This is a genomic window from Desulfovibrio sp. JY (assembly GCA_021730285.1).
GTDB lineage: Bacteria > Desulfobacterota > Desulfovibrionia > Desulfovibrionales > Desulfovibrionaceae > Solidesulfovibrio.
The window spans coordinates 1,761,386-1,781,525 of record CP082962.1 but is presented as its reverse complement, the minus strand read 5'-3'; the positions used below and the strand labels follow the sequence as shown (position 1 = coordinate 1,781,525).

Annotated in this window: 14 protein-coding genes; 3 read left to right on the top strand and 11 right to left on the bottom strand. The window is 65.6% G+C overall.

The window, feature by feature from the left end:
- Window positions 1-4 precede the first annotated feature (4 nt).
- The 9 genes from K9F62_07960 to K9F62_07920 form a co-directional block, all read right to left on the bottom strand.
- Window positions 5-1,375 carry a potassium transporter TrkH gene (locus K9F62_07960; protein ID UJX42591.1) on the bottom strand — a complete coding sequence of 457 codons (1,371 nt, stop codon included), beginning with the start codon at window positions 1,373-1,375 and terminating at the stop codon, window positions 5-7.
- Window positions 1,376-1,921: 546 nt separating this feature from the next.
- Window positions 1,922-3,133: a [FeFe] hydrogenase H-cluster maturation GTPase HydF gene (hydF, locus tag K9F62_07955; GenBank protein UJX42590.1), complete on the bottom strand. Its 1,212-nt coding sequence runs from the start codon at window positions 3,131-3,133 to the stop codon at window positions 1,922-1,924.
- Window positions 3,126-4,124, bottom strand: a complete 999-nt coding sequence (gene hydE / locus K9F62_07950) for a [FeFe] hydrogenase H-cluster radical SAM maturase HydE (GenBank protein ID UJX42589.1) — start codon at window positions 4,122-4,124, stop codon at window positions 3,126-3,128. Before hydE ends, hydF begins: the two co-directional genes overlap by 8 nt.
- A 17-nt stretch (window positions 4,125-4,141) precedes the next feature.
- Window positions 4,142-4,738 carry a hypothetical protein gene (locus tag K9F62_07945; GenBank protein ID UJX42588.1) on the bottom strand — a complete coding sequence of 199 codons (597 nt, stop codon included), beginning with the start codon at window positions 4,736-4,738 and terminating at the stop codon, window positions 4,142-4,144.
- Window positions 4,731-6,245, bottom strand: coding sequence for an aspartate ammonia-lyase (locus K9F62_07940; GenBank protein ID UJX42587.1), 1,515 nt, complete (start codon window positions 6,243-6,245; stop codon window positions 4,731-4,733). The genes K9F62_07945 and K9F62_07940 overlap by 8 nt, the downstream gene beginning before the upstream one ends.
- Before the next feature lie 436 nt (window positions 6,246-6,681).
- Window positions 6,682-8,439, bottom strand: a complete 1,758-nt coding sequence (locus tag K9F62_07935; protein UJX42586.1) for a [FeFe] hydrogenase, group A — start codon at window positions 8,437-8,439, stop codon at window positions 6,682-6,684.
- Window positions 8,440-8,458: 19 nt separating this feature from the next.
- Window positions 8,459-9,934, bottom strand: a complete 1,476-nt coding sequence (locus tag K9F62_07930) for a 4Fe-4S binding protein (protein UJX42585.1) — start codon at window positions 9,932-9,934, stop codon at window positions 8,459-8,461.
- 24 nt (window positions 9,935-9,958) lie between these two features.
- Complete coding sequence (locus K9F62_07925; protein ID UJX42584.1) at window positions 9,959-10,339, bottom strand: (2Fe-2S) ferredoxin domain-containing protein; 381 nt, start codon at window positions 10,337-10,339, stop codon at window positions 9,959-9,961.
- Between the two features lie 38 nt (window positions 10,340-10,377).
- Window positions 10,378-10,893: an NAD(P)H-dependent oxidoreductase subunit E gene (locus tag K9F62_07920; protein UJX42583.1), complete on the bottom strand. Its 516-nt coding sequence runs from the start codon at window positions 10,891-10,893 to the stop codon at window positions 10,378-10,380.
- A gap of 618 nt (window positions 10,894-11,511) precedes the next feature.
- Between K9F62_07920 and K9F62_07915 the strand changes: the two genes are divergently transcribed.
- The 3 genes from K9F62_07915 (at window position 11,512) to K9F62_07905 (ending at window position 15,974) form a co-directional block, all read left to right on the top strand.
- A complete protein-coding gene (locus K9F62_07915) occupies window positions 11,512-12,987 on the top strand; it encodes an FAD-binding protein (GenBank protein UJX42582.1) in 1,476 nt (491 codons plus the stop codon).
- Window positions 12,972-13,928, top strand: coding sequence for a glycosyltransferase family 1 protein (locus K9F62_07910; GenBank protein ID UJX42581.1), 957 nt, complete (start codon window positions 12,972-12,974; stop codon window positions 13,926-13,928). Before K9F62_07915 ends, K9F62_07910 begins: the two co-directional genes overlap by 16 nt.
- Window positions 13,929-14,099: 171 nt before the next feature.
- Window positions 14,100-15,974: a cache domain-containing protein gene (locus tag K9F62_07905; GenBank protein UJX42580.1), complete on the top strand. Its 1,875-nt coding sequence runs from the start codon at window positions 14,100-14,102 to the stop codon at window positions 15,972-15,974.
- Between the two features lie 145 nt (window positions 15,975-16,119).
- On the opposite strand, the gene alaS is transcribed toward K9F62_07905, so the two are convergent.
- Both alaS and recA read right to left on the bottom strand, forming a co-directional pair.
- Entirely contained in the window at window positions 16,120-18,762 is a 2,643-nt protein-coding gene (gene alaS, locus K9F62_07900) for an alanine--tRNA ligase (GenBank protein ID UJX42579.1), read from the bottom strand.
- 247 nt (window positions 18,763-19,009) lie between these two features.
- Window positions 19,010-20,080: a recombinase RecA gene (recA, locus tag K9F62_07895; GenBank protein UJX42578.1), complete on the bottom strand. Its 1,071-nt coding sequence runs from the start codon at window positions 20,078-20,080 to the stop codon at window positions 19,010-19,012.
- Window positions 20,081-20,140 lie beyond the last annotated feature (60 nt).

The window sequence follows — 20,140 nt, the reverse complement described above, 5'->3', positions numbered from 1 at the left end:
ACGCCTAGCCGATCATCATACTCTGCTCGGGCCAGCGGTAGCGCAAGGGCTCCTGAAAGGCCTGGAGCACCGAGAGGAAAAGAATCGGCCCAAGGCGCCCCACGAACATGAGCAGGGTGATGACGATCTTGCCGGCCGGCGTCAGCGTCGGGGTGATGCCCGTGGACAACCCCACCGTGCCGAAGGCGGAGACGACCTCGAACAGGATCTCCAGGAACCGGCCGCCGGATTCCACATGCGGGGCCACCGCCCCTTCGGTAAAACACAGCAGCAGCACCGCGCCAAGCACCAATCCGCCGGCCAGGACGGTCAGGGTCACGGCCCGGTCGATGGCGCCCTCGTCCACGGCGAAACGGCCGATGACGGCCTGCCGTCGGCCGAGCATACGCGACTTGCCGAAAGCGCACAGCACGGCGAAGGTGGTGGTCTTGATGCCGCCGGCACAGGAGCCGGGGGAGCCGCCGATAAACATCAAAAAGACCATGATGACCAGCGAGGCGTCGGCCATGCGGCCGATGTCCAGGGTATTGAACCCGGCCGTGCGGCAGGTGACGGACTGGAAAAGCGCGGCCATGGCCTTGTCCGCCACCGACAAGGCAGGGTAGCGGTCGCCCAGAAACTCGCCGAAAAAAATCATGCCCGCCCCGACCAGGATCAAGGCGGCCGAGACCGTAAACACGATGCGGGAATGCCAGGACAGGCGGAAGACATGAGCGTCGCGGCGGACAAGGCGCACAAGGTGCGAACGGACCGCCCGGTAGCCCTCGATCAGCACGCCGAATCCCAGGCCGCCGCTGATGATCAGCCACATGAAGATGCCGTTTACGCCGGGACTCCCGACAGAGGAGGCGAGGTTGTCGGCGGGCAGGGCGAAGCCGGCGTTGCAAAAGGCCGAGATGGAGTGGAACACGGCCGAATAGGGCGCGAAGCCGACCGGGTCGAGGCAGTAGAGGCCCAGCGCGCCCACGGCCTCGATCACGGCCGTGACCAGCACCATGCGGGTGAGGAAACGGCCCAGGTGAAAGGTCGTGTCGTGCAGCAGGCTCTGGCCCACGGCGATATGGTCGGCCAGGGACACCCGGCGACGCCAGAGATAAAAGATGAGCGTGGAAAAGGTCATGACGCCGAGGCCGCCGAGCTGCACCAGGGCCAGGATGACGGTCTGGCCGAAGAGCGAAAACCGGGCGCCGGTATCGACCACGGTCAGTCCGGTGACACAGGCGGCCGAGGTGGCGGTGAAAAGGGCGTCGAGAAACGACACCGCCCCGCCCCGGCAGCTTACCGGCTGGTGCAGCAGAAAGGCGCCGACGAGGATGGCCCCGGCGAACACGTGGATGGGCAGCGCCAGGGGCGCGAACAATTTCTTATGCCACATGGGGTCCGAAGGTAGCGCAGAGGGCGTCGAATCTCCAAGGCCCCGCGCCCCAAAAAAATGGGGGGCTCGGTGGGAGCCCCCGCGCGGGAGATGAAGGAGAGGTCAGAACAATAGGGAGGTATTGTCTGCTCTGTTTTCTCTTTATCCAAATCCCGTGCCAATACGGCAGATATTATTTTTCTGTTTTATTTAAATATGTTAATGAAACAAGTAAAGCGTTATAGCTTCCTGCAAAACGAGAAAAATGTCCTGCTTTGCGGTAAAATAGGAAATATTGCGGTAAAAAAGAAAAAACGTGACGCCAAGCCGAGGGGCGCTTTTACGGCAAGCCTGGGCGCTTGCCAAGGGAAAAGAAACCGGGGGGAAACTTTTCTGTAGAAAAGTTTCCCCCCGGACCCCCTTTCCAAAGACTTTTAGCGATTACAGTGGATTATCGTTACCGTACCTGTACCCGTTAAAAGTTTTGGGGAGGGGAGAGCGCGAGAGGGGAACCCTTTTTTCAAAAAGGGTTCCCCTCTCGCATTCCCCTTCCTCTTCCGCAAAATTCTACCGCAACACAGGTCGCAAGACGCGGTCCAGCACGCCCTGCACCTTGGAGATGGCCACGCCGTAGTTGGTCACGGGCACGCCCCGGCGCTGGCATTCCTTGATGCGCCGCAGCATCTCCATGCGCCCGAGCATGCACGAGCCGCAGTGGACGACCAGGGCGAAGCGCTCCAGGTCGTCGGGAAAATCGTGGCCCGAGTACATCTCGAATTCGAGGTCCTTGCCCGTGTACTGGGAAATCCAGCGGGGCAGCTTGACCCGGCCGATGTCGTCGGCCTGGACGTGGTGGGAGCAGGCCTCGGCCATGAGCACGGTGTCGCCGTCGCGAAGCCGGTCGATGGTGGCGGCTCCGGCGGCGAGCGTCGGCAGATCGCCCTTGAACCGGGCGAACAGCGTGGAAAAGGTGGTTAGGGGCACGTCCTCGGGCACATCGCCCGAGACCTTGAGGATGACCTGGGAATCGGTGATGACCAGGGCCGGCGGCCGGCGCAGGTTGGAAAGCGCCGCTTCGAGCTCGCGCTCCTTGACCACCACGGCCGCGGCGTCGCCGTCGAGAATCTCGCGGAGGACCTGGACCTGGGGCAGGATGAGCCGGCCCTTGGGCGCGGCCAGATCGATGGGCACCACGCAGACCACGGTGTCGCCCTCGCCGAAAAGGTCGCCGGCCAAGACCGGCTCGCGCACGGCCTCGGGCGGGGCCAGGGCGATGAGCGCCTCCTTGACCTCGGTCGCGCCCGCCCCGGTGGCGGCGCTGGCCACGACGGTGCGCAGGCCCTGGTCGCGGCACCAGGCAATGTCGGCCTCGGACGGTGCCGCTTGGTCGGCCTTGTTAAAGACCAGCAGGATGGGGATCTCGAGGCTTCGGATGTCGGCGATGATGGCCCGCTCGGCCTCGGTGAGCCCAGCGGCCTCGGCCACCACCACGGCGATGTCCGTGCGCCACAGCACCTTTTTGGTGGCTGCCACGCGAAGCGCCCCAAGTTCGCCCACGTCGTCGAGGCCGGCCGTGTCGTAGAAGGTGACCGGGCCGAGGGGCAACAGTTCGTAGGGCTTGGCCACCGGGTCGGTGGTGGTGCCGGCGAAATCGGACACGATGGCCACGTCCTGGCCGGTGACGGCGTTTATGAGCGACGACTTGCCGGCATTGCGCCGGCCGACCAGGGTGATGATCAGCCTGACCCCGCGCGGGGCCTTGGTTTCGGACTCAGCCATGATGGCGTCTCCTCTTGGAACCGCCGACAGCCGTGGACGGAAGGCGGCCCACGCGGCGGATGGCGGCGCGGGCGGCTTCCACGCGCGAAGCGGCGTCGGCGCGAAAGACGTTTTTCCCGGGATAGATGTTGTAGGCGGCGCTGACGGTTTCCGGGGTCAGCGACGGCATGATGACGTTGGCCCCGACGGTGAGCCCCTGCTCCCTGGCCCCTTCGCGCAGGGCGCTTAAGGCCGAGGTGGAGGGGATGTTGGCCAGGGGATTTAAAAGGCGCAGGATGGCCATGGCCCGCAGCGCGGTCAGGACGGAGCCGGCGGCCTCGGTCCCGTAGGGCGTGTCGGGATGGGGCACGAAGGGTCCGGCCGCGATCATGTCCAGGTCCAGATCGGCCAGGCGCAGGAGGTCCCTGGCCAAAATATCCAACGTCATGCCGGGCAGGTCGGTGATGATGCCCGAGCCCACCTCGTAGCCGGCGGCCCGCAGGGCTTCGATGCGCCCCAGCCTGTCGGCCACGGTCAGTCCCGGCCGGGAGCGGGCGTAGAGCGCCTCGTCGAAGGTCTCCATCTTGAGCAGGTAGCGGTCGGCGCCGCAGGAGCGCCAGTAGTCGAGGTCGGCGGCGGGCCGGTCGCCGAGCGACAGGGTCACGGCCACGTCCGACGCCTCCTTGGCCCCGGTCACGATGCGGCCGATGTCCTCCTTGGAGTAGGCGAAATCGTCCCCGGACTGGAGCACCACCGTGCCGACGGACAGTTCCCCGGCCAGGGCTGTCGCGGCCAGGATGTCGTCCACGTCCATGCGATAGCGGGAAAGGCCCCTGTTGGCCCGGCGCAGGCCGCAGTAACGGCAGTTGTTGGCGCAGTGGTTGGAAAACTCGATGATGCCGCGCAGGTAGATTTCCAGGCCGAAGTTCTGGCGGGTCAGGGCCTCGGCAGCGGAAAAAAGCCCGGCATCGTCGGCTCCGGAGAGCAGTTGCGTAATTTCGGATGGGCGCATGGGCGATTCCTGGCGGATCAGGCCAAACGGCGCGAGGCGTTTCGCGCCGCCACACACTCGCACACCAGCCGGTAGGCCCCCTTGGCCAGGGGATCGAGGGCGGCCGGCGAGACGTCGTCCTCGGCGCGGGAGAGCAGATCGGCCACGTCGGCCGGGATGGCCAGCCACAGGCCCTGGGGCGCGGGCACCGGGCCGTGCAGGTAATGGCCGGCGAAAATCGTGTCGCCGACCAGGAGGATCGGGGCCAGGGGCATGGCCTTGGTGCGGAAGAGCCTGACCTTGGTCGGGTGGCGCGCGGCCAGGGCGTCGCAAAAGGCGGCCGAGGCGGCGAACTCGCGGCGAAGGGTCACTTCCGGCACGTCCCGGCGCAAAATGGCCCGGAACTCCTCCCAGTAGGCCGCGCCGGCCACCGGATCGAAGGACACGATATCCAGGCGCTCGAAGGTGGGCCGCGTCATGGCCGTCTCCAGCGCCGCGCCCATCTCCGGGTCCCGGCCGAAATTGGAATACATGCCGGCATGGAAAAAAAGCCTGTCGGCCACGGCCATGGCCTGGGCCAGCCCGGCCCCATCCAAGCCGGCGTAAACCTGTATTTCCCGTCCTTCCTCAAGCATCGCCTTCTCCCATACCTTCCCCTTTATGGGGGGTCCGGGGGGCCCGTGGCCCCTCGGCGGTGGGGTCCAGGGGAAGCAGCGCCTCCCCTGGCCGCCGGAGGCATACCCCCTCATAATCCCCTCCTTCATAGCCGAGCTTGCGCATGCGTTTGGGCGAGAGCAGCGCGGCGGCGGCGTCACGGGAGAGGATGCCCGCGGCCTCGAGGTGTTCGGCCAGGGGCACGCCTTTGGCCTCGGAGGCGGCCATGAGCTTCGAGACGGCCTCGTAGCCAAGGGCCGGCACCAGCACCGTGGCCAGGGCATGGCTTTTTTCCACCAGCTCCCGGCAGCGCGCCTCGTCGGCCGTGATGCCGGCCACGCACTTGTCGGCGAAGATGCGCGACGCCTGGCGCAAGAGCCTAAGCGACTCGAGCAGGCTCTGGGTCACCAGCGGCAAAAACTGGTTGATCTGGAGCTGGCCCAGACCGGCGGCCAGGGTCAGCGCCTGATGGTTGGCGGCAACGCGCAAGGCCACCTGGCCCACGCATTCCGGGATCACGGGATTGACCTTGCCGGGCATAATGGACGAGCCGGCCTGGAGCGCGGGCAGTCGGATCTCGCCGATGCCGGTTGCCGGGCCGCTGGCCAGAAGCCGCAGGTCCGAGGAAATCTTCAGCAGATTGGCGGCATAGGCCGAGAGGATGCCGGAGACCTCGACAAAGGGGTCGGCATTGGCCGTGGCGTCGACGAGATTTTCCGCCCGGGAAAGCGGCAGCCCGGTGAGGTTTCGCAGATGCTCGGCCGCCCGGAAAATGAATTCGCGCGGCGCGCCAAGCCCGGTGCCGACAGCCGTGCCGCCGAGCGACACCTGCTTGATGCGCTCGCGGCATTTGAAAATGCGCCAGCGGTCGCGGGAGATGGCTTCGGCAAAGGCCCCGAACTCCATGCCAAGCGTCAGCGGCACGGCGTCCATGCATTCGGTGCGGCCGACCTTGACCACATGGGCAAAGGCCGCCTCCTTTTCCTGGAAGACTTCCTGCAAACGCGCCGTGGCCGCTTCCAGGTCCTTGAGCAGCCACAAGGCCGCGACCTTAAGCGCCGTGGGATAGGTGTCGTTGGTGGACTGGTGCAGGTTGACGTGGCCAAGGGGCGAAAGAAAATCGTACTCGCCCGGTGCATGCCCCAAAAGCTGCAAGGCCCGGTTGGCCACCACCTCGTTGACGTTCATGTTAGTGGAGGTGCCGGCCCCGCCCTGGTAGGGATCGACCAGGAACTGGTCGGCGTGCCGGCCGTCTGCGACCTCGTCGCAGGCGGCCACGATGGCCCCGGCCTTCCCCGGGTCCAGATGGCCGGTGTCCAGGTTGGCCTTGGCGCAGGCCGCCTTGACCATGGCATAGGCGCGGATGAATTCCGGAAAAAGACGCGTTTCGGAGACAGGGAAATTCTCGATGGCCCGAAGCGTGTGGATGCCGTACAGGGCGCCCTCGGGGAGCTGCCTTGCTCCCAGGGCATCGCTTTCCTGTCGCATGTGACAACTCCCCAAGTGGCGACCCCATGCGTGCGTCGGGGACCGGACCATCCGGCCGCACCGCGCACGCTGCGGCGGCTTCGGTAACACGAACAGTGTAAAAGATCACGCGGAAGCAGGGGCGCTGCCCATCTACTCCGCCGAGGGTGATGCCTGTGCCTCCGGCGGCCAGGGCTCCGCCCTGGACCCGCCGGGAGGCCAAAGGCCCCCCGGTCCCCCCGTCATGTGGCGCCGGAATCGAGGCGACGACACGCGTGCTTGCAAGCCGACGCCGCGTCGATTCCGGCGCCACAAACAGGTCACCAGCCTGCCACGGGAGGAGTTAAGGAGGAACATTGTGAAAGAACCGTGCCCCATCAAAGGGGGCCGGGGGGAATTATTCCCCCCGGTGAGGAGGGTCTGGGAGGGGCGACGCCCCTCCCAGGCTCTTCCTCTGTTATAAGCGCTGCCGCTTGAAGTAGTGGGTATGCAGCAGCTGATGCGAGCGTTCGGAGAGCGGCTTGCCCAGGAACTTCTCGTAGAGTTCGATGATGTACGGGTTCTCGTGGGACTTGCGCAGCGGCTTGCCCGCGTCTTCGTCGTAGAGGACCTGGGTGCGCTGCTTCAGCAGTTCCACGTCGCCGTGGTGGTAGGGCTGTCCGCCGCCGCCGATGCAGCCGCCCGGGCAGGCCATGACCTCGATGGCGTGGAAGGTCTCGCCAGCGCGCACGCGGTTCAACAGTTCCCGCGCATTGCCGAGGCCATGGGCCACGCCGATGACGAGCTCGTTGTCGCCGACCTTGACCTTGGCCTTTTTCACGCCGTCCATGCCGCGCACGTCCTCGAAGTCGACCTTCTTGAGCGTTTCGCCGGTGGCCAGCTCGTAGGCGGTGCGCAGCGCCGCCTCGATGACGCCGCCGGTGACGCCGAAGATCGGGGCCGCGCCCGTGGACGCGCCAAGGGGCGCATCGAAGTCCTCGTCGGGCAACCCGGCGAAGTCGATGTTCATGCGCTTGACGAGCTTGGCCAGCTCACGGGTGGTGATGACGATGTCGACGTCCGGGTTGCCGTTCACGGAGAATTCCGGACGGGCGCGCTCGTACTTCTTGGCCAGGCAGGGCATGACCGAGACGACCACGAGCTTTTCACGCGGGATGCCGAGCAGGTCGGCGTAGTAGGTCTTGGCGATGGCGCCGAACATCTGCTGCGGCGACTTGGCCGTGGACGGCACATCGAGCATGTCCGGGAACTGGTGTTCGAAGAACTTGACCCAGCCCGGGCAGCAGGAGGTGAGGATGGGCAGCTTGACATTCGTGTCGCCGGCCAGGTGCTTGCCCAGGCGGTCGAGGAATTCCGAGCCTTCCTCCATGATGGTCAGGTCGGCGGCGAAGTCGGTGTCGAAGACGTGGTCGAAGCCCAGGCGGCGCAGGGCGGCGGCCATCTTGCCGGTGACCGAGGTGCCGGGGGCGACGCCGAGGTCCTCGCCGAGGGCCGCGCGCACGGCCGGGGCGGTCTGGACGATGACGACCTTGTCCGGGTTGGCCAGGGCCTCGACCACTTCCCAGATGTACTCGTGCTCGACCAGGGCGCCGGTGGGGCACACGGCCACGCACTGGCCGCAGTTGGTGCACACGGTGTCGGCCAGATTCATCTCGAAGGCCGGGGCGACCACGGCGGTGAAGCCGCGGTTGACGCCCGAGAGCACGCCGCAGGTCTGGACCGTGTTGCACATAGTCTCGCAACGGCGGCACATGATGCACTTGTCCATGTCGCGGATGATGGAGGCGGAAATGTCCTTGCGGTAGTGGGACATCTCGCCGCCGTCATAGGGCGACTCGCGGATGCCGAAGCGCTCGGCCAGGGTCTGCAACTCGCACTCGCCAGACTTGGCGCAGACCAGGCAGTCCTTGGGGTGGTCGGAGAGCAGCAGTTCGAGCACGGTGCGGCGGGCGTTGAGCACGCGCAAGGTATTGGTCTTGACCACCATGTTGTCGGTGACCGGAGTGGCGCAGGACGGAGCCAGGTTGCGCCGGCCCTCGACCTCGACCACGCAGATACGGCAGGAGGCGGCCTTGTTGTTGATCGAAAGCGCCTCGAGATTGAGGTAACACAGGGTCGGGATGTCGATGTCGAGCGCCTTGGCGGCATCCAGAATGGTGCTGCCCTCCGGCACGGACGTCGTTTTGCCGTCTATGGTTATCGTCAGCATGGACATTGCGGACCTCCTTGGATCCTTATTGCTTGATGATGGAGTCGAACTTGCACTTGTCGTAGCAGGCGCCGCATTTGATGCACCGTGTGGCATCAATGGTGTGCGGCTGCTTCTTCGTGCCGGAAATGCACTCCACCGGGCAGACCCTGGTGCACAGGCCGCAGCCGGTGCACTTGGCGGGATCGATGGTGTAGGTCAGCAGGGCCGTGCAGACGTGGGCCGGGCACTTCTTGTTGTCGATGTGGGCCGCGTATTCGTCGGCAAAGGTGTCCATGGTGGACAGGATCGGGTTGGGCATGGTCTGCCCGAGGCCGCACAGGGCCGTGTCCTTGATGATCTCGGACAGGGACTTGAGGTGGTCGAGGTCGGCCCGGGTGCCCTTGCCCTTGGTGATCCTGTCCAGGATCTCGTAGAGGCGCTTGGAACCGATGCGGCAGGGGGTGCACTTGCCGCAGGTCTCGTCCATGGTGAAGTCCAGGAAGAACTTGGCCACGGACACCATGCAGTCGTCCTCGTCCATGACGACCATGCCGCCGGAACCCATGATGGACTTGCAGGCGGCCAAGGACTCGTAGTCGATGGCCACGTCGAGGTCCTTGTTGGCCAGGGCGCCGCCGGAGGGGCCGCCGGTCTGCACGGCCTTGAAGGCCTTGCCGTCGGGGCAGCCGCCGCCGATGTCGAAGATGACCTCGCGCAGCGTGATGCCCATGGGAACCTCGATCAGGCCCACGTTCTGGATCTTGCCGGCCAGGGCGAAGACCTTGGTGCCCTTGGAGGTGGCGGTGCCGATCCCGGAGAACCAGTCCGCGCCGTTGATGATGATGGCGGGGATGTTGGCGAAGGTCTCGACGTTGTTGACGATGGTGGGCTTTTCCCAATAGCCGGACTGGGCCGGGAACGGCGGCTTGGTCACGGGCTCGCCGCGCTTGCCTTCCATGGAGCGAATCAGCGCCGTTTCCTCGCCGCAGACGAACGCGCCGGCGCCGTACTTCAGCTCGATGTCGAAATCGAAGCCCGAGCCGAAGATGTTCTCGCCGAGCAGGCCGTAGTCGCGGGCGTCGTCGATGGCCTTTTTCAGGCGCTTGATGGCCAGGGGATACTCGGCCCGGATGTAGACCGTGCCCCGGGTGGCCCCGATGGCGTAACCGCCGATGGCCATGGCCTCCACCACCGAGTGGGGGTCGCCCTCGAGCACGGCGCGGTCCATGAACGCGCCCGGGTCGCCTTCGTCGGCGTTGCACACCATGTACTTCTGGTCGGCCTTGTTGCCGAGCGCGATGCCCCACTTGATGCCGGTGGGGAAGCCCGCGCCGCCGCGGCCGCGCAGGCCCGAGCGCTTGACCAGGTCCACCACTTCGGCCGGGGTCATGGTCAGGACCTTGGCCAGACCCTCATAGCCCCGCAGGGCGATGTAGTCGTCGATATTTTCCGGATCGATGAAGCCGCAATTGCGGGTGGCGATCCGAAGCTGCTTTTTTTCCGTGGTCGTCGCTGCCATATCGTCGTCTCCCGGTAGTTTTTTTTACAGGACTACCCGTTCGTAGTTGACGGGGATGATTCCCTCGACCGGTTCGCCCTTCATGACGTACTCGGTGACGAGTTCCCGGGCCCTGTTTTCATCCACGCCGCCGAAGACGACGGGAGTCTTGCCCGGCAGCGTGATTTCCACCGTGGGCTCGGCGTAGCAGTAGGTCATGCAGCCCGACTGCATGAATTCCACGCCGGTGAGCCCGTTTTTAGCCACTTCGTCCTGCATGGCCTCCATGGCGACCTTGCCGCCGGCGGCGATGGAACAGGTGGCCAGGGACACGTTGATGATGGTCTTGCCTTTTGCGACGGCCTTGCGGTCAAGAATCTCCTGGCGCTTGGCCTTGAGATCTTCGAGGGATCGGATGGTGCTCATTCAAAGCGCTCCTTATCTAAAAGTCGCTCGCGATTGCGCTAGTACTCGGCCAGGATCTTCTTGACCTGCCCAGGCGTCACATTGCCGTAGACCTTCTCCCCGACCATGACGATGGGGGCCAGGGCGCAGCCGCCGACACAACGCAGGGTGTCGATGGAAAACCTGCCATCCGGGGTCACGTCGCCGATGTCGATCTTGAGCTGCTCCTTGAAGGCATGGACCACCTTGTCCGCGCCCTTGACGAAGCAGGCCGTGCCCATGCACACGGAAATGGGATACTTGCCCTTGGGCACCATGGTGAAGAACGTGTAAAAGCTGACGACGCCGTAGACCTGGGCCAGGGGAACTTCCATGTAATCGGCCACGAACTGCTGCACTTCGATGGGCAGATAGCCGAAAACACTTTGAGCCTTATGGAGCACGGTGACGAGATGGCCTTCTTTCTGGGGAAGGGACTCAATGAACTGAACGACTTCCCGGTACAACGGCTGCGGCAAAACCGCATGCTCCGGCACCCTGCATTCGCCGACCGCTTGGCAAGTTGAGTTTTGCATACAAAAACACCTCTCCTTGTGGCATTTTAAAGTTCTTGGGAAAACGGGGCGGTATGCCTGCCGCCGCACCTTGTGCCCTGGCGACCTTGCGGCCTTTGTCCCCGCCGCATTCCTGCCCACGGAGATTGTGATTATTTTCACAATCTAGGGGGGCTTATTACTTTGGGCCATGCCTGCCGCCACCCGCGCCAAGTCAGGCCGTTTTTCTCCGCGTCTGCCCCGTAGACAGCAATAACCGGACCAACAAAAAAAAGCCTGTTTATACAGGCTTTTGATAAAAACAGGTCGCAAGCAGGCACCCATGGAACGACTCCCCCTGAGACGTCCGTCTGCAACAAGGGGAGTGGACAAGGCCTGGCCCTGCCTAAAAATATCTTTAAAATATAGTATATTAGAAGCAACAAGACAAAGTGCGCTAGCCGTCGGGAAAAAATGGGTCAAAATGCCACCCCCAGACGCCACAGACCGTGCCGCTGCCGAAAAGAACGCTTATTACAGGTTCAAAATCACTGTACCATTTTTCCGATGAAAATACACCCCCCTTGCGCCTCTCGCATGGGGAGAAAGATTTCCCTGAACAGCCGGACCGGTGTATGAGGCAGCCATGCCGGAGGCTGTATGGATTTCGACATAAACGCCCTGCCCCCTTGTGACGTTTTGATCCTCGGCGCCGGACTGGCCGGACTGTGCGCGGCCCAGGCGGCCCTTGCCGCCGTTCCCGGAGCGGCCGTGACCGTGGTCGCGCCCTGGCCCGGGCCAACGGGGTCGTCGCTGGCCAACCGCAACGGGCGCCTTGGACTGCACGTGCCGGCCGACGACGCCGCGCGCCAGGCGTTTTGCCGCGAGGCGACCGAACTTGGCCGGCCGGGCCGTGTCCGCCCCGACCTTGTGGCCGTGCTGGCCGCCGAGGCGTCCGCCCGCTGTCGGGAACTGGAGGCGCTGGGAGTGCCCTTGCGACGGGATGCGGACGGCGGCCTCGCCGGCCAGCCCTCCTGTTTTTCCCCGCATTCCCGTCGCGCCGTGATCATCGAGGACCTGCCCGCCGCCTACGAGGCCCTGCATGGCCACGTCCTTTCCCTGGGCGGGCGTTTTTCGCCGGGGCTCACCGCCCTTTCCCTGCTGCGCGACCCGGACGGCGGCCGGGTGCGCGGGGCGCTGCTGGAGGACTATGCCGGGCGCCGATTCGTCGCCCCGGCCCGCGAGACGATCGCGGCCATGGGCGGCACGGCCGGGCTGTGGCTCCACAACCAGGCCGGACGGGGCGGCAGCGGCTGGGGGCATGGCCTGCTGGCCGCGGCCGGGACGGACATGGCCAATACGGCCTTCATGCAGTGGCTGTGGATGGGCACCGCGACAAGGCGGTTTTGGCCCGTGTGGCGACTGGCGACCGGCGAAGCGGTCCTTTGCGACGCAGCCGGCCGGCCGGTCGACCTGCCCGGGGACATCCGCGCGGCGGCGGCCGGACGCGAGGGCCACTGCCCGCTGGGGCATGGCCTGCCCGACGCCGCCCTGGACCGTTTCGTCCTGGATCAGGCCGACGCGCTGGGCATCGCCGCCGTGACCGAGGGAGCCTCGCGGTCCCAGATCGTCCTGGCCGCCCAGGCCACAAACGGCGGGGCGCTGATCGACGCCACGGGCGCAACCAACGTGCCCGGGCTTTTCGCCGTCGGGGAATGCGCCACAGGCATGCACGGGGCCAACCGGCTGGGCGGGGCCATGGCCTCGGCCTGTCTGGTGTTCGGGGCCCGGGCCGGACGCGCGGCGGCCCTTGGCGCCAGGGACGCGGCCAAAGCCGCCGGGAATATCCGGGGACTGGCCGCAAGCACCCCCCGCGCCTGTTGCCGGGACATGCGCCAGCGCGGCGAAATGCGACGGCAGGTCGCCGACGCCTTGCAGCGCCTGGGCCTGCCCCGTGGCGCAGCCGATCCCGGGCCGCTCATATGCCGTCTGGAAACCCTGGACGCCGCCGCCGACGACGCCGGCGCGGCCAGCCTCGTGGCGGCGGCCCTGTGCTTTGCCCGGGGCAAGGCCTCCGCGCCGCCGGTTGACTCTCCGGCCCAGGTGGTTACAGACGCTTCATGCGTATCGTCATGATTGCCGAAAACGATCCCGCCGGCACGGGATCGCTCTTTCGAAGCGCCATAAACCGGCTCACCGGGCACACCTGCCGGCTGGTCACGACCCAGCTGCGCTACAACCATCTCTACCCCAAGGACCTGCATGTGCCCTGGCTCGACGCGGCCGGGCGCGACGAACTGGCGGAGGTGCTCGATACGGCCGACGTCTTCCATTTTCACATGCTGGCCGACGAGCACATGCCGCTCGGGGAGATCACCGCCGCGCCGTTTCTTGCCGGCAAGAAGATCGTCCACCACCACCACGGCCACCACGCCTTCCGGTCCGACCCGGAGTTTTTCCAGAAGAAATACCGGGAGCTCGGCCGCACAAACCTGCTCGTCAGCACGCCCGACCTGCTGCCGAAACTGCCCGGGGCGCGCTGGCAGCCGAACCTCGTGCCCGAAGGCGACCCGGCCTACAGTCCCCATCCGCGTCGGCCCGACGGCACGGTGCGCCTTGGCCACTCCCCCACCCGCAAGGAGCTCAAGAACACGGACACACTGCTGGCCGTCTGCGAGCGCCTCAAGGCGGAACTGCCCCAGCTGACCTGGGACATCATCGACGACGCCAGCCACGTCGACTGCCTGGCCAGAAAGCAGGCCTGCGACATCGTCTTCGACCACATGCAGGGCTATTTCGGCATGTCATCCCTGGAGGCGCTCTCCCAGGGCACGCCGGTCATCGCCGGGCTCGACGCCTGGAACAGGGCCGCCATCCGGGACTTTTTCCACTGCGACACCCTGCCCTGGGTCCTGGCCCATGACGCAACGGAGCTGGAACACGTCCTGGGCGAACTGGTGCGCGACGCCGGGGCGCGGCGGGAGATCGGCGCGGCCTCGCGCGCCTTCATGGAAGACGTCTGGAACGAGGCGTTCCTGGTCCGGTCGCTTTGCGACTACTACGAAACACTGGCGTAGCCTTACCCATAGATTTCCCCATTTCACGGCGACGCAGCGTCGCTGGCCCGACGTCCCTTGGCCTTTGAAGACAATGGCGAGCCTTATCCGTATTGAACAACCAGCGACAGCGAGGTATCGTAAAAGAAAAATTCGTTTCGCAAGGTTCCCGCCTGACCAAAGGAGAACGCTATGACCGCTCCTACGGCAACGTCCAGCGGAATTGCCGCCTTCCTCCGCAATATCTCCATAACCTGGCGCTTCATCCTGCTTCTTGGCCTTTTTGCGATCTTCATCTGCGCTGTCGTTCTGACGTTTTATACGGGCATGCGCACACAACTGCACCATACCATCGAAGTGGCCCAGGACATTCTGATGCAGGGACAGCGGGAAAAACTGGCCGTGGCTTCCAACACCCTGGCCGAAGCCATCGGTCAGGCCATCAAAAACGAGCCTGATCCGGCCAAACGCATCGAAAGCATCCGCGCCATGGTGGACTCTGTCCGCTTCGAAGAGGACAAATCGGGCTATTTCTTCGTCTACCAGGGGACGATCAATGTCGCGCTACCCCCGGCCAAGGCCAAACAGGGCACGGATCTCGGCGGAGCCAGGGACGCAAACGGCGTGTACTACGTGCGCAAGATGATGGAAAAGGCCAAAAGCGGCGGCGGATTCGTCCAATACATCTTTCCCAAGCCGGGCCAGGGCGACCAGCCGAAGCTGGGCTACGCCGCCATGATCCCCGGCACGGACATGTGGCTTGGCACCGGCATCTACATCGACAACGTGGACCGGGCCAAGGACGCCATCCGGACCGAAAGCGAAAAGCACATCCACTCGGTGCTCACCGGCATCTTCACCGGCATCGGCGCGGGCCTGATCGTGTTGATCGGCCTGTGCCTGGTAATCATCGCCTCCATCACCGGCCCCATCCGGCAGGCGACCGACGCGGCCGAGCGCTGCGCCGAAGGAGACCTGGACATCCGGCTCGACGCCGCCGGCAAGGACGAGGCCGCCCTTATGCAGCGCGCGCTCAACACCATGGTCGGCACGCTTCGGGCCAACATGGCCGCCATCGAAGCCAAGACCAGGGAATCCGAGGAAAAGGCCCGGGCGGCGGAACAGGCGCGCGGCATGGCCGAAGAGGCCACGAAACAGGCGCACCGGGCCAAGGCCGAGGGCCAGCTCCAGGCGGCGCAGCAGCTCGAAGGCGTGGTCGGCGTCATCTCCGAGGAATCGACGGCGCTTTCGGCCCGCATCGAGGAATCGAACCAGGGCGCGCAGGACCAGTCCCAGCGCATGGCCGAGACCGCCACGGCTATGGAAGAGATGAACGCCACCGTGCTCGAGGTGGCCAAAAACGCCGCCAACGCCGCCACAACGACCGACGCGGCCCACAACAAGGCGGAAGGCGGCGCGGACGTCGTCAACCGGATGGTGGAAAGCATCGGCCGGGTGCTGACCCGGTCCGAAGCCCTCAAGGAGGACATGGGCCGGCTTGGCGAGCAGGCCAAGGATATCGGCCGCATCATGAACGTCATTTCCGACATCGCCGACCAGACCAACCTGCTGGCCTTAAATGCCGCCATCGAGGCGGCCCGGGCCGGCGAGGCCGGGCGCGGCTTCGCCGTGGTCGCCGACGAGGTCAGGAAGCTGGCCGAAAAGACCATGACCGCCACCAAGGAGGTGGGGGAGGCCATCTCGGGCATCCAGCAGGGCACCAGCCGCAATGTGGAAAACGTCGTCCAGTCCGGCCAGGCCGTGGAGGAGGCGCATGGGCTTGCGGCCACGGCCGGCGAGGCGCTCGCGGAAATCGTGCATCTGGTGGATGACGCCTCGGGTCAGGTCCACTCCATCGCCACGGCGGCGGAACAGCAATCCGCGACCAGCGAGGAAATCAACCACTCCATCGACGCGATCAATTCCATCGCGGAGGCCAACTCGCGGTCCATGGCCGATGCGGCGCGGGCCGTCGGCGAACTGTCCCGACAGACCCGCAACCTCGAAACCCTGATGCAGGCGCTCGAGGCGGAAGGCCGTAGCGCGGGGAGCAAGGCCATCGCCTGAGCCCCCTGCCTGTGCGACAAAAAAGGGCGGCTCCCTACGGAACCGCCCTGCTATGTATCATCGCCCATTCCCCGGTGCCGGGGGTCCGGGGGCATAAGCCCCGGCGGGGTTCGGGGCGGCGCCCCGATCATTTCAGACCAAAAAACTACCCGGCCACGGCCGCCTTCACCTTGGCGAAGGCTTCCTCGATGCCGGCCGGATTGGTGCCGCCGGCTTGCCCCATGTCCGGACGGCCGCCGCCCGAGCCGCCGACCGCCGCCGCCGCTTCTTTGATCAGCGCCGGCGCGGTGAAACGGCCGTGCAAATCCTTGCTCACGGCCACGATGAGGCTCACCTTGCCACCGTCCTGCTCGGCCGCGATGGCCACGACCCCGGACGGAACCTTGCTGCGCAGATCGTCCATGGCCTCGCGAAGCGCCTTGATGTTCGGCGCGTCGACCTTGGCGCAAAGCACCTTGACCCCGCCGATATCCTCAAGGCCGGAAAGCAGGTCGCGCCCCTGGCCCGAGGCCAGCTTGGCGGCGAGCTGTTCCTTTTCCTTGGTCAGGGCTCTGATGTCGTCCTGAAGCTTCTTGATGCGCGCGGGCAACTCCCCGGCCTTGGCCTTGGCCACGTGCAGGCTTTCGTCGAGCTCGCCGCGCATCTCGCGCACGTGCTTGATGGTGTTAAGTCCCGTGGCCGCCTCGATGCGCCGCGTGCCGGCGGCAACGCCCGATTCGGACAGGATCAGAAAGCTGCCGGCCTGGCCTGTGGCGGAAAGATGCGTGCCGCCGCAAAATTCCATGGACACGCCCGGCACCTCGACCACGCGCACCGTATCGCCGTACTTCTCGCCGAAAAGGGCGGTCGCGCCCTTGGACCGGGCCGCCTCGATGGGCAGGACCTCGGTCGTCACCGGCGCGTCGAGCAGGATGGACGCGTTGACCTCGTCCTCCACCCGGGACAGTTCGTCCGGGGTCAGGGCCGCGATGTGGGTGAAGTCGAAGCGCAGCCGGTCCGGGGTCACCAGCGACCCGGCCTGGTTGACGTGAGCGCCGAGCACGTTTTTGAGCGCCTTGTGCAGCAGGTGCGTGCAGGTGTGGTTGCGGGCGGTCGCGGCGCGAACGGCCGTATCCACGGCCAGATCGGCCTCCTGGTCGAGCAGGATTTCGCCTGCGGCAACCGTTATGTGGTGCGCGGTCAGCTCCGGGCCGGCCTTGATGGTGCCGGTCACCGTGGCGTTGCCGGTCAGCGTGGTCATGGCGCCGACGTCGCCGGCCTGGCCCCCGGATTCGCCGTAAAAGGGGGTCACGGCGCACACGACGTAGCCCGTCTCGCCGGCGGTGAGCCGTTCCACGGCTTGGCCCTCGGCGGAAATGAGCGCGTTGACGCGGCTTTGGGCGACAAGCGTCTCATAGCCCACGAACCGGGACTTCATGCCGGATTCGAGCAGCTCCAGAAACAGCACCGCCGGGTCGGTCTCGCCGCTGCCCTTCCAGGCCTTTTTCGCCCGGGCCTTCTGCTCGGCCATGCAGGCCTTGTAGCCGTCCTCGTCGGTGGTGATGCCGCGCTTGCCGGCCACGTCGTTGACGATGTCCAGCGGGAATCCGTAGGTGTCGTAGAGCTTGAAGGCGAACTGTCCGGTGATGGTCTTTTCGCCGGCCGCCTCCATGCGGTCGAGCTCCTCGGCCAGGATGGCCAGCCCCTTGTCCAGGGTCACGCCGAAACGCTCCTCCTCCTCGCGCACCATGCGCTCCATGAAATCGCGCGTGGCCACAAGTTCAGGATAGGCGTCGCCCATGACCTCGACCACCGTGCCGGCGGTCTTGAACAGGAAGGGATCGGACAGGCCGATGAGCTTGCCGAAACGCAGGGCCCGGCGAATGAGCCGCCGCAGCACATAGCCCCGGCCCTCGTTGGAGGGCATGACGCCGTCGGCCACCAGGAAGGCCACGGCCCGGCTGTGGTCGGCGATGACGCGAAGGGCCGTGTCCTGCTCGTCGGTCGCGCCGTAGGTCACGCCGGCAATGGACGCCGCCGTGGCGATGATGGTCTGGAACAGGTCGATGTCGAAATTGGAGTGCACGCCCTGGACCACGGCGGCGATGCGCTCGAGGCCCATGCCGGTGTCGATGCTCGGGCGCGGCAGGGCCACGCGCTCGCCAGACTCCAGCTGGTCGTACTGCATGAACACGAGGTTCCAGATTTCCAGGAACCGGTCGCAGTCGCAGGAGCCGATGCCGCAGTCCGGGCCGCAGGAAACCTCCTCGCCCCGGTCGTACATGATCTCCGAGCAGGGACCGCAGGGGCCGGTGTCGCCCATGGACCAGAAATTGTCCTTCTCGCCCAGGCGGTAGATGCGGTCCGGGCTGAGCCCGGCCACCTTCTGCCACAGGCCGAAGGCCTCGTCGTCGTCGAGGTAGACCGTGGCGTAGAGCCGACTCTTGTCCAGGCCGATGACCTCGGTCAGAAAAGTCCAGGCGAAGCGGATGGCGTCTTCCTTGAAGTAGTCGCCAAAGGAAAAGTTGCCGAGCATCTCGAAAAACGTGTGGTGGCGGGCGGTGCGGCCGACGTTTTCCAGATCGTTGTGCTTGCCGCCCACGCGCAGGCACTTCTGCGAGGTGGTGGCGCGCTTGTAGCCGGGCTTGTCCTGGCCGAGAAAGACCTTCTTGAACTGGACCATGCCGGCGTTGGTGAAAAGCAGCGACGGGTCCTCGCGCGGAATCAGCGGGGAGGAGGCCACTTTCCGATGGCCCTGGGCCGCGAAAAAGTCCAGGAATTTGGCGCGGATTTCATGAGCCGTCATCATCGTCGTATGCCTCCGCTGGAGGGGGAGCCCGAAGCGGCGTCGCCCTCCGGGACCTCCCCACCGGGGGGGATCATCCCCTCCGGCCCCCCTTTCATGAAGAAGGTCAGGGTTATTGTTTCATTGCGCATGCGCCCTTCGCGGGGCCAAAAGGGATTCGACGGGCACGCCAACGCTTTGGCGCACATCGTCGAATCCCTTTTGACCCCAGGCAGGGGCGGGGCCGGGGCAAGACGCCCCGGTCTTGCCATTACATGCCGTCTTCTTCCTCGATGGCCTCGGGGGAGATGGGCGGCGGCGTTCCCTCGGCGAATCCCAGGTGTTCGCGCAGCTTGCCTTCGATCTGGTCGCGGATGTCGGTATGCTCCTGGAGAAAGGCCCGCACGTTGTCGCGGCCCTGGCCCAGGCGCTCGGAGCCGAACGAGAACCAGGCCCCGGACTTGTCCACGATGCCGGCGTCCACGCCCATGTCGATAAGCTCGCCTTCGCGGGAAACGCCCGTGCCGTAAAGAATGTCGAACAGGGCCTCGCGAAACGGCGGCGCGACCTTGTTTTTCACCACCTTGACCCGGCAGCGGCTGCCGTAGGTTTCTTCCTTGTCCTTGAGGGTCTGGATGCGGCGGATGTCCAGGCGCACGCTGGCGTAGAATTTGAGCGCGTTGCCGCCGGTGGTGGTTTCCGGGCTGCCGTAGCCGGTCATGCCGATCTTCATGCGGATCTGGTTGATGAAGATGACCGAGGTCTGCGACTTGTGGATGGTGCCGGTCAGCTTGCGCATGGCGTGGGACATGAGCCGCGCCTGGCCGCCGACCTGGGTCTCGCCCATCTCGCCCTCGAGTTCGGCCTGGGGAATCAGCGCCGCGACAGAGTCGATGACCACCACGTCCACGGCTCCCGAGCGCACGAGCAGATCGGCGATGTCGAGGGCCTGCTCGCCGTAGTCGGGCTGGGAGATGAGCAGTTCCGGGGTGTCGACGCCGAGCCGTCGGGCGTAGTTGACATCCAGGGCGTGTTCGGCGTCGATGAAGGCCGCCGTGCCGCCGAGTTTTTGCGATTCGGCGATGATGTGCAGGGCGAGCGTGGTTTTGCCCGAGGATTCCGGGCCGTAAATCTCGGTGATGCGCCCTTTGGGGATGCCGCCGATGCCAAGGGCCAGATCGAGACCGATAGAGCCGGTGGGGATGGACGGGATCTTCACATGGGCCGCGTCGTCCAGGCGCATGACAGCGCCTTGGCCGTGCTTGCGCTCGATGGTGGTGAGCGCGGTGGCCAGGGCTTCGTTGCGGAAATCTTCCGGGGACTGGGCTGGTTTGCGGGCCATGTCGCCAACTCCTAGGAAACAGTGTGGAGGCGCAAAGTGCGCTTCATAGCAAAATCCCTG